This window comes from Psychrobacter sp., from assembly GCF_030457785.1.
Taxonomy (GTDB): domain Bacteria; phylum Pseudomonadota; class Gammaproteobacteria; order Pseudomonadales; family Moraxellaceae; genus Psychrobacter.
Window position 1 is genome coordinate 1 of record NZ_JAKDUI010000074.1, and the last position, 11,073, is coordinate 11,073.

The window sequence follows — 11,073 nt, forward strand, 5'->3', positions numbered from 1 at the left end:
TTACTTTCTTGGTCATGATAAACTCCGATTAATACGCTTAGTTTACCAAGTTTACTTGTACGGTTTTGTCAGCATAGCTCATGAACTACCCACCACCTAAAGAGGTAGGGGTTTCTTAGGTAATACCCATACTTGATGCGATGTTCTGCATCAGCGGTTAGGAAAATTGACTAAGCTAACCCTGTCGCACCGACAGTTTTGAGCGTGACCAGCCTTACCCCTTCATTGCGGATGTTGATACTGGCATTGATGTCTCGGTCATTTTTTGCAAACAGCTTGGACACGTCCATGACCTCACCTGTAATGATAACTCAGCTTTAGTCAGCAAGTACTGGCAGTTTGAGCAGGTCTTAGAGAACAGATACCATCGGCCTATTTTAACAAGCTCTTTACCATACCAATTACTTTTATAGCTCAGCATGGTGGTAAACGTTGACCATGAGCTGTCTGATATGGCTTTGACATTCAAGTCGTCCTCTATGGCAATAACATCGTGGTTTTTGATGATATTGAATGAGAGTTTGTGTAGAAAGTCTTTGCGACTATTCGTTATTTTCTCGTAAATCTTGGCGACTTTGTTTTTTTGCTTTTGATAGTAGCGGCAGTCGTTTAATTTGCACTGATCTGCTTTAGAAAATTATCTACTTTTATCCAGTATTTTCTATGCACGGGCCAACTTTGTGAGAAACTTAGGATTAGCCACTTTGCTACCGTCCGATAAGACGATAAAGTCAGTTAATCCTGAAGCAATCCCAATGTTTGAGCCACTACATATACTCTAAAACTCAAATACGCACTCATCCCCCTACCTCTAAGGTAGGGGGATGAGTGCGCGATACTGTTAAAAACGTGACGACATTACTTTTCACTGACTATATAAAAAAAGCCTAGCGTTCAACGTTAGGCTTTCTTATTAACTAAGTAAAGTCTGTTATCTATTTAGGTGGGTTGTCTTTTAACCATAGTTGATTCACGATTTTTAACTCGCGTAACTCTTCCGCCATGATAGATTCACTGATACCAGGATATTTGATGATGGCATAGCTATATAAGCCAATCCCAAGTGCTGTCCAACCAAAGAATATCCACCACTCAATGGCACTAAGCGCTGAAGGCATACCTGGCATGTATAATATGAGCAAACCAAAGCCTAGTACAATGGTAAACATACCTACTAGCTTGCCAGCTGGTACTTTAAATGGACGTACCATATCCGGCTCACGGTAGCGCAGGACTAAGAAAGAGATCGCAACACACGTATAAGCAATGACAATCCCAAAACCACCAGCATCAACAATCCATACCAGCATTTTACGCCCAAATAATGGTGCTAGAGTAGCAAGACCACCAATTAATAAAATAGCATTCTTTGGTGTCTTGTATTTCGGATGCAATTTACCCAAAAATGCTGGTAGCATATGAGCTTTTGACATTGCATATAGTAGACGACTACCACCAATTAAAAACGCATTCCAACTAGATAAAATACCAAGCACACCGCCAATGACCAGTAAAATACCAGCCCATTTACCTTGCCACGCATTTGTCATGGCATCTGCAGTGGCTAAGGTAGAGCCTTGCGCTTGTATCAGCGGTAATGTGCGACCGACACTCCACGCCACACCGACATACCACATGACAGCAATAATAATAGAGACAATCAAAAACTTACCAATATTAGGACGGGTAAGGTCAATCTCTTTTGCGGCTTGAGGAATAACGTCAAAGCCGACAAACATAAAAGGTACCATGACAATCACCGTCATCATGCCACCAATACCACCGATAAATGCTGGCGCTTGAACTGCTGTTGAAGTCTCAGAACTATAGAGCACCGCCCCAATGAATAATAACGTACCGACGAATAAAATACCCAGTACCGCTGTTTTTTGGAACCAAGCACTGACTTCCATCCCGCGAATATTGAGCCAAGTCACAATCACTGAGCCAAGCATACCCACCCCGACCCAAGTGGCGTAAACATCCCATCCAGCAATCGTCCACAGATAACCTTGGTTATAATTAGGAATAAAATACTCAACCACGGTAGGCAATGCCACAGCTTCAAAAGCAACGACGGAGAAGTAACCAAACAAAATACTCCATGAACAAATAAAAGAGACTGTGACTCCTAGTGCTCGATGTGTATAGGTATGCTCACCACCCGTCACTGGCATAGATGAGGCCAGCTCAGCATAGTTAACGCCAATCATAATGACAGCCAAACCACCAATCATGAACGCTAACATGGAACCCCATGTTCCTGCAGCAATGATCCAATCACCTGCCAGAACCACCCACCCCCAACCGACCATAGCGCCGAATGCTAAGGCAATAATATCAAACATACCTAGCGATTTTTTTAGCTCAGACATAATTTGCTCCTTGTCCGTGTGTCATCCGTGTCAGTCCTTTTTCAATTACACTGATACTAATTATTCTTTATTTAGTAGGGTCTTGCCCTTTGTCTTTATCTTTCCATACCCATCAGACGATAGGTTTAACTGTATTTATAAGATTTGCCTAGCAGAGACAGCAACGGCGTCTTGACTTGCAAGGCGCCGTTGTAAAGCATGGCCAGAGTAAACACTCTGAAGGCGACCTGTATGCTGCTACCATTAACGTTTAATCTATCCAGTGCAATCAATAGGCTGACAAAATATTTAGGCTACTAATATGCCTTTGATGATATCAAGACCTTCTTGCAGCACTTCATCTTCTACCGTTAATGGCACCATCACACGAATGGCATTACCATACATACCGCAAGACGCTAGCAGCAAGCCTTGCTCAAAAGCCTTTACCTTTAGATTAGCAGTCATCTCCGTGTCTGGCTGACCATTACTATCGATTAGCTCAAACGCAAGCATTGCACCTTTATGGCGAATATGACCGATACTATTTAGATTTAAATCCTTTAGAAAAGACGCAATCTTGTCGCCAATCTCAACACTGCGCTCTATTAGGTTTTCTTCCTCAATCACTTCCATCACTGCCAATGCAGCCACACAAGACAATGGGTTACCAGAGTACGTACCACCCAAGCCGCCAACTTGCGGCGCATCCATAATATCAGCACGACCGATAACAGCAGATATAGGATAACCGCCAGCCAAGCTTTTTGCGCTAGTCATTAAATCAGGCTCAACACCTAACTGCTCACTGGCAAACAAAGTACCCGTACGCGCAAAACCACACTGTACTTCATCAAAAATCAGCACGATGCCATGCTCATCGCAGATACCACGCAAAGCTTTAGCAAAGGATGGAGTTACTTGATGGAAGCCACCTTCGCCTTGAACTGGCTCAATTATCATCGCTGCCACTTCACTTGGATCGATATCTGCTTGAAAAATCATTTCAAGGCTATGCAAAGCTTGTGCCTCGGTAACGTTTAATTCTTCAGCAGGGAATAACGCATGAAAGACAGGACCTGGCATCGGACCAAAGTTCTTTTTGTAAGGCAACACTTTACCGGTCAAGCTCATGCACATTAAGGTACGGCCATGCCAGCCGCCAACAAACGAGATGACACCTGGGCGACCGGTTTTAGCACGTGCAATTTTGATACAGTTTTCAACTGCTTCTGCACCAGTGGTCAAAAAGAACGCTTTTTTCTTACCGCTAATAGGTGATTTTTCACAGAGCTTTTCGGCAAGCTCAACATAGCATTCATAGTTGATCATTTGCGCGGCAGTATGCGTAAATTTATCAAGCTGCTCGTGCACACGTTGAGTAATTTTAGGATGGCTGTGACCAGTATTTAGGACTGAGATACCACCGACAAAATCGATATAACGATTGCCTTCAATATCCCAGACTTCGGAGTTTTTTGCTTTTTCTGCAAAGATAGGAAAAGCAACCCCAAGTCCAGTTGGTAGAACCGCTTTACGGCGCTCGAGCAATGATTGATTAGTAGTCATAAGAATATCCTTTTCTTTCTTTTTTACGTAAGTGCCAATGTTAAGCAAATACCAATATTGCGTTAGTCAGTGGCGGTTATAAGATAAATACTAAATGTAGCTAAATGCTATATATAGTTGGCACCTACCTGGAATAGATACCAAGCACTTAAATTATTGACATTGAGGTAAATAAGTCTCAACCATAAAGTTAACTAACATCAGAACACCAATACTTGGTCACGACATATTCTTCGATGCCATACTTTGAACCTTCACGACCAAAACCTGATTGTTTAACGCCACCAAACGGTGCAACTTCAGTAGAAATCAGACCCGTATTGTGACCAACCATACCGTACTCAAGTCCTTCTGTTACTCGCCAAGCGCGTGCAAAATCCCCACTATAGAAATAAGCGGCAAGACCATAAATGGTGTCATTGGCATCACGAATGACCTCCTCTTCACTGGAGAAGGTAAATATGGTGGCGATAGGACCAAATATCTCTTCGCTAGCAATATCCATATCGTCATTTAGATTAGTAATAACGGTTGGATTAAAGCTCAGCGCGGAGGCGTCATTCATATCACCACCTGTGATGATTTTTGCGCCTTTATCAAGCGCATCTTTTAATAATGCCTGTACCTTTTCTAATCCATCTTGATTGATGAGCGGTCCAATATCGACGCTCTCATCCATACCATCACCAACTTTAAGCTCTTCGACTTTTTTGACAAAAATATCTAAGAATTTATCTTTGATACTGTCTTGAATATAGACGCGGTTGGCACAAACGCAGGTTTGGCCAGCGTTACGATATTTGGAGGCGATTAAGCCATCAGCGGCTTTTTCGAGATCAGCATCATCAAATACGATAAAAGGGGCGTTACCACCAAGCTCTAAAGACAGCTTTTTAATCGTTGGGGCACATTGCGCCATCAAAGTACGACCAACTTCAGTTGAGCCAGTAAATGATAGTTTTTGGATACGAGAATCACCCGTTAAGATATCGCCAATCACTGAGGATTTACCAGTGACTACTTGAATGACGCCTGCTGGGATACCCGCATGCTCTGCTAGTACGCCCAATGCTAGAGCAGAAAACGGTGTTTCAGAGGCAGGTTTAATGATAATCGTACAGCCAGCTGCCAATGCAGGTGCCGCTTTACGAGTAATCATTGCTGCTGGAAAGTTCCATGGAGTAATGGCTGCACAGACACCAACAGGTTGTTTTAAAATGACATAACGCAATTGCGAGTTGGTAGCAGGGATGACATCGCCGTAGACGCGCTTACTTTCTTCTGCAAACCAGCGGATAAAACTATTGGCGTAGCCAATCTCACCACGTGACTCGACCAAAGGCTTGCCCTGCTCGGCAGTCATAATAATGGCTAAATCTTCTTTATTATCATCAATAAGATCCGCCCACTTTTGCAGCAGAACGCTACGTTCTTGCGATGTTTTTGCTGCCCAAGCGGTTTGAGCATCATAAGAGTAAGCGACCGCTTCATTGACATCATCTTTGGTCAGACTTGGTACAGAGCCAATCACATCACCTGTGAATGGGTTGCTCACCTCAATAGTGCAATTGTCGTTGGCAGCGTACCAGCCGTCATTAATAAAGCACTGCTCTTTGATTAAGGCAGGGTTTGAGAGGTTTAACGGGTTTTTTTGCTTAGTATTTTGTGTCGTATTTTGCATCGTAACACTCCATATTTATCGTTCTTTTAGGGTTGATTATTAATGAAGCTATTTAGCAAATTTCGTTAAAATAGAAAATAATAAATAGCGTTTAAAATAATCGTTAAAACTGAAATATTCAGTCATTCATATCTATTGATAACTTATATATTGTTCAGTATGCTGAACACAGGTTCTATATACGAGACACCATTATAGGAATGATGCCACACTTTTTGCAACTGTTTTTTTGAGTGTTATTCGGAAAACTTGTATCTCTTACATTTTCATAGGTAACTTATGAGCACAACTGCCGTTCCTGCATTAGACAAAACCTTTCAAATTTTAGATTTAATTACGGCAAGTCAGCAGCCATTGACGGCTGCTTATATAGCCAAGGAGTTAAGTCTGCCTCGAAGCTCGACGCATAATATATTACAGAGCTTATTGGTAAAACATGTCATCTATAAAGATAGTGATAACCGTTTTTATTTAGGTTCATACCTACTATATTGGGCCGGAAAATATGAGCAGCAGCAGGGTGTTATTCAACTATTTAAAGACCTTATCGTGCAATACCCTATCTTGCTACAACATACCGTCACTCTATCTAAGTTAGATTTAGGCGAGGTCGTATTTTTAGCGTGTCATGAAGCCCCTGCACCACTTGGCTTTACTTTCCGTGCTGGTGTACGTGTACCGGCGGTCTTTTCAGCAACTGGTAAAGCCATGCTCTCAACTCTACCCATTCACACCATAAAATCTTTATATAATGACAACTTCCCTAAACCACTTACTCCCAATGGGGTCAGTAACTTTATCGATTTAGCTGACGAGCTAAATGCCATTCACAGTAGCCGCATCTCATTAGATGATGGGCAACTGCGCGATGGTATGTACTGCTTAGGTACTTATATCCGTAATGCGTCAGGCAATGCCATTGCAGGTATGGCAATCAGCTTTCTACAAGCAGAGTATGAATCTAAACGCGCTGAGGTCAGTACCGTATTAATCGAACTCGCCGAACAGATTGAGCAGCGCCTCGGTTTTACTACTGAACATTCAGCATAGCTTTGTTATTTACTAAGTTACTTACTAATCTTCATGATTCGGTGCTAAAAGGTATAAACAAGCTAAACAATCCCATCTGCTTTGAGCTTAGCTATCATGTCGCTGTCATAACCCAAATCAGCAAGCGTGCTATCCGTGTGCTCGCTCAATTGTGGCGGCGGCGTACGATAAGTAACCGGCGATGCTGATAGCTTAATTGGATTGCCAAGTGCTCGGACTGGGCTACCTTGTGCAGCGAAATCAACAATCATTTCACGTGCTTGAGCCTGCGGCATCGCCAGTGCCTCAGCGACATTATGAATCGCCCCGCTCGGAATACCGGCCTCATCCAAAACCTCTAACCAATAAGAGCGAGGTTTCTCAGAGAATTTTTTAGCAAGCTCACTGCACAACAGCTGGCGATTAATAACGCGTTGTGGATTGGTCGTAAAGCGGCTATCGGTATGCCAGTCAACAGCCAGTACATCACAAAGTTTGGCAAACTGACTGTCATTACCGCAGGCTAAAATAAAATGCGCTTCACCCTGCCCTGAAAATACTTGATAGGGTACAATATTGGGATGTTGATTACCCAGTCTTGGCGGCACATCATTTGAGGCCAAATGATTCATCCCAACGTTGGCTAGCATTGCTAGCGCACTGTCTAGTAATGCCACATCGACATATTGCCCGAGCCCAGTATTTTGACGCGCTAATAATGCTGCTTGAATACCAATGGTCAGCTGTAAGCCTGCAAACAAATCCACGACAGCCACGCCGACCTTATGCGGTTCGCCATCACGAGGACCCGTGATACTCATCAATCCTGATAGCCCTTGGATAATATAATCATAACCGGGGCGCTTAGCATCGGGGCCTGTTTGACCAAAACCTGTCAATGAGGCATAAATCAGGCGCGGATTGTCTTGTTTTAGACTATCGTAATCTAAGCCGTATTTTTTCAGACCGCCAACTTTAAAGTTTTCAACGACGATATCGCTATCAGCAATAAGCTGTTTAATAATCGTCTGGCCTGCTGGCGTATTGATGTCGACGGTAAGCGATTTTTTATTACGGTTAATGGTGGCGTAATAAGCGGACGTATCATCGCTGAACTTTGGGGGTGCCCAGTGGCGGGTTTCATCCCCCACACTAGGACGCTCTATCTTGATAACTTCGGCACCAAGATCTGCGAGTACTTGCGTACAAGAAGGTCCTGCTAATACACGTGATAAATCGAGCTCCTTGATACCGTGCAATGCACCCTGTGACATGACTTTATTATTAGCATCAGACTCAGCCGTTGGTGAGCTCACTGTATCAACAGTCATAATAATTCCTTATTGTGTAACGTATCCTGGACTTGCTTAACCTAAAATTGCTATGCCTCATTTACCTTTTATCCACAAACAATGATAAGTAAATAATGGATAGCAACTAAAAAATGTACGCTACTGCCGATAAGTGCTTCGTAAAAAGCCAAACAGTAACGTACGTCATCAGGTAAACCGTATTAACGATTTTTTCCTAGAGAATTAATAAAAAGCTTGAATATCTGTTTGAGCACGCCCTAAGATTAGCGCATGAATATCATGCGTTCCTTCATAAGTATTGACGGCCTCTAAGTTCATCACATGACGAATGATATGAAATTCATCAGAAATACCGTTACCACCATGCATATCACGAGCAATACGGGCGATATCCAGCGCTTTACCACAGTTATTACGCTTAATCAGTGAAATCATCTCAGGGGACGCATTGTCTTCATCCATTAAACGACCGACACGCAGCGCGGCTTGCAATCCTAAAGTAATCTCCGTCTGCATATTGGCAAGCTTCAATTGAACGAGCTGCGTTGCGGCAAGCGGACGACCAAACTGCTTACGATCTAGCGTATATTGGCGAGCCGCTTTCCAGCAGAACTCAGCCGCGCCCATTGAACCCCAAGCGATACCGTAACGGGCTTTGTTAAGGCAGCCAAATGGACCTTTAAGACCGCGAATATCTGGAAAAGTATTGGCTTCAGGAACAAAGACTTTATCCATGACAATTTCACCCGTCACTGAAGCACGTAGTGAGAACTTACCTTCAATCTTCGGTGCTGATAAACCTTTCATCTCTTTATCTAAAATAAAGCCGCGAATCTCACCAGCATCATCTTTTGCCCAAACGACAAATACATCAGCGATAGGACTATTGGTAATCCACATTTTATTACCTGTCAGCTCATAACCGCCATCAACGGCACGTGCACGAGTCGACATCGATGCAGGATCTGAACCTGAATCTGGCTCGGTCAAACCAAAACAACCGATATATTCACCAGTGGCAAGCTTAGGTAGATACCTTTCTCTTTGCTCTTCGGTACCGTATGCCCAAATAGGATGCATTACCAAACTAGATTGCACACTCATCGCTGAACGGTAGCCTGAATCAACTGCCTCTACTTCTTTGGCAATCAGACCATAAGCAACACTAGATAAACCGGCACAGCCATAACCTTCAATCGTGACACCAAGTAAGCCCATCTCACCCATTTGACGCATGATATTGCGGTCAAAATTCTCATGACGATTGGCTTCAACGATGCCAGGCATCAGCTCTTTTTGAAAAAACTGGCGGGCGCTGTCCGTTACCATGCGCTCTTCGTCAGTAAGCTGATCGCGCAATAAAAAAGGATCTTCCCAGTCAAAACTTGGACGCGTAGATGTTGCCATGTGCTGCTCCTTGATATCAGTCATCCTGACCGACGAGTAGTAATTAATGAGTAAATTGACTTAATAGGTTATTGACTTACTAATTCCGCTGTGCGAAACTTAGTTTCATAATTTAAATCTATTAAAACAAAGTTTCAGGTCGCTGTAAACCTTTATCAAAAAAAATGAGCATAAAATGACAAAAAATATATCAGCAGCTCTACCATTACTGACTCGAATGAATACCATACTTGAGCAAAGCAAAGAAGATAATGACAGACAATTCGTGACTGCATTGGGGCGTGGACTGACTTTATTATCAGCCTTTGAGCATCATGATCAACTGAGCCATCAGCAGCTATGCCAGATGACTACCCTGCCAAAAGCGACCATCACTCGTCTGATTCACACCTTGATGACGCTTGGATTTTTGCGCATTACGGAGTACGGACAGTATCAACTGGGTAGTAGTGCCGTGCGATTAAGTGCTACTGCGTGGAGTCGTCATGATATGGTGGCGGCAGCTGAGCCGTTGCTACGACAGTTTGCCAGTAGCAATGAAGTATCGGTGAATCTAGCGACCGAGGTCGAAGGAGAAATGCGCTATCATGCTTGTTGTCGTAGCCCTGCTCGCCTATCTGTCAATTTGCAAGTTGGTTCAGCAGTGCCCGTAGCCCGAACCGCTATTGGACGCGCTTTTTATGCGGCTAGCTCGCCAGCGAGACAGGCTATCATTGACAGTAATTTAAAAGAGCATTTATCTACAGAGGATTATAACCACGCGCAGTCAGCTCTCTCTAAAGCAGCAGAGCATTATAAAGCGTATGGCTATACAGTATCAGATGGTGAGTTCTCTACTGATATATTGGCAGTGGCCGTTGGTGTCTTTGATGTTGCAACAGGTCAATATGCATATTCGCTCAATGCCAGTGTGCCTCGAGCAAATTGGGATGCGGACAATTATGCTCTGACGATGGTCGCTAAACTGCAAGTTCTTGCTGATAAGATCGGACGCAGTGCTTAGAAGGTTTCAGCATCGAAGAGGGTGGTTTAATAATACGTATAAAAATATTAGCTTATTGCTTATACTCCACTGGTTACTTCATGGGTTAGACATGCGCAAACTAAATCAGCAGTCGTAGCTTATTAATTGCATAGCTGCTTTGCAGAGTTTGAAACATTACCGTTATTGTCCGCCATCTTTTTAATAGCTCTGGCTTTAAACTCACCACTATAGGTTATCACTTTCTTGATCCTGGTAAACTCCTGTTATGATGCTTGGTTTACCTCTACAATTTCTTCAGCATAGCTCAATCTGAACTGGAAGTTAGGAGTCAGATAACATTTGAATTCATTTAAGTAGAAGGTAGAAAAAGCCATTTGATTAATGGCAATACTCTTACAAAAAAGGTAACTTAATAAATATAGACTAGAGTGTGTTTGACGGCAGGGGTCATTACTAATAGTACCTAATAAAAATAAGTCCTAAGCAACTCAGAATTGTCTTATAGATATGTAAAAACATCCCTGTTATATTAGACTCATGAGGGTTTGAAATAATCACTCACCTATACAAGGAAGCATAGAATGACAGGGATTGAATTTTAGGTGGTGTTCTAAAAAGTATGCTGGCATCAGACGTAGCCATAATTGACATAAAAGAACACCAGATCGAATACTTTAAAGTGATTATCAAGCTTTTTTGAGAAGCAACAAGTCTTTCTAACCGCTCGTCTTAATC

The 11,073-nt window shown here is 42.8% G+C and carries 7 protein-coding genes and 2 pseudogenes; 2 read left to right on the top strand and 7 right to left on the bottom strand.

Annotation, left to right across the window (positions count from 1 at the left end):
* Nucleotides 1-322: 322 nt before the first annotated feature.
* From L0J61_RS10705 to L0J61_RS05280, 4 genes and pseudogenes are all read right to left on the bottom strand, one after another.
* A pseudogene (locus L0J61_RS10705) lies at nucleotides 323-604 on the bottom strand (transposase); the annotation flags it as partial.
* Nucleotides 605-935: 331 nt separating this feature from the next.
* Entirely contained in the window at nucleotides 936-2,375 is a 1,440-nt protein-coding gene (locus tag L0J61_RS05270; RefSeq protein WP_301465295.1) for an APC family permease, read from the bottom strand.
* Nucleotides 2,376-2,663: 288 nt separating this feature from the next.
* Entirely contained in the window at nucleotides 2,664-3,923 is a 1,260-nt protein-coding gene (gene gabT, locus L0J61_RS05275; RefSeq protein ID WP_192523101.1) for a 4-aminobutyrate--2-oxoglutarate transaminase, read from the bottom strand.
* A gap of 190 nt (nucleotides 3,924-4,113) precedes the next feature.
* Nucleotides 4,114-5,604 carry an NAD-dependent succinate-semialdehyde dehydrogenase gene (locus tag L0J61_RS05280; protein ID WP_301465296.1) on the bottom strand — a complete coding sequence of 497 codons (1,491 nt, stop codon included), beginning with the start codon at nucleotides 5,602-5,604 and terminating at the stop codon, nucleotides 4,114-4,116.
* Between the two features lie 279 nt (nucleotides 5,605-5,883).
* Between L0J61_RS05280 and L0J61_RS05285 the strand changes: the two genes are divergently transcribed.
* The gene (locus L0J61_RS05285) at nucleotides 5,884-6,654 is read left to right on the top strand and encodes an IclR family transcriptional regulator (RefSeq protein WP_192523099.1); all 771 of its coding nucleotides are present in this window, start codon (nucleotides 5,884-5,886) and stop codon (nucleotides 6,652-6,654) included.
* Between the two features lie 62 nt (nucleotides 6,655-6,716).
* Here the strand turns inward: L0J61_RS05285 and L0J61_RS05290 are convergent, their stop codons facing one another.
* Together L0J61_RS05290 and L0J61_RS05295 are read right to left on the bottom strand one after the other, a co-directional pair.
* Nucleotides 6,717-7,907, bottom strand: coding sequence for a CaiB/BaiF CoA-transferase family protein (locus L0J61_RS05290; RefSeq protein ID WP_301465299.1), 1,191 nt, complete (start codon nucleotides 7,905-7,907; stop codon nucleotides 6,717-6,719).
* 261 nt (nucleotides 7,908-8,168) lie between these two features.
* Nucleotides 8,169-9,353, bottom strand: coding sequence for an acyl-CoA dehydrogenase (locus tag L0J61_RS05295; RefSeq protein ID WP_301465297.1), 1,185 nt, complete (start codon nucleotides 9,351-9,353; stop codon nucleotides 8,169-8,171).
* 175 nt (nucleotides 9,354-9,528) lie between these two features.
* On the opposite strand from L0J61_RS05295, the gene L0J61_RS05300 reads away from it, so the two are divergent.
* A complete protein-coding gene (locus L0J61_RS05300; protein WP_301465298.1) occupies nucleotides 9,529-10,356 on the top strand; it encodes an IclR family transcriptional regulator in 828 nt (275 codons plus the stop codon).
* A gap of 610 nt (nucleotides 10,357-10,966) precedes the next feature.
* Here the strand turns inward: L0J61_RS05300 and L0J61_RS05305 are convergent.
* Nucleotides 10,967-11,073, bottom strand: a pseudogene (locus L0J61_RS05305) (IS1 family transposase); the annotation flags it as partial.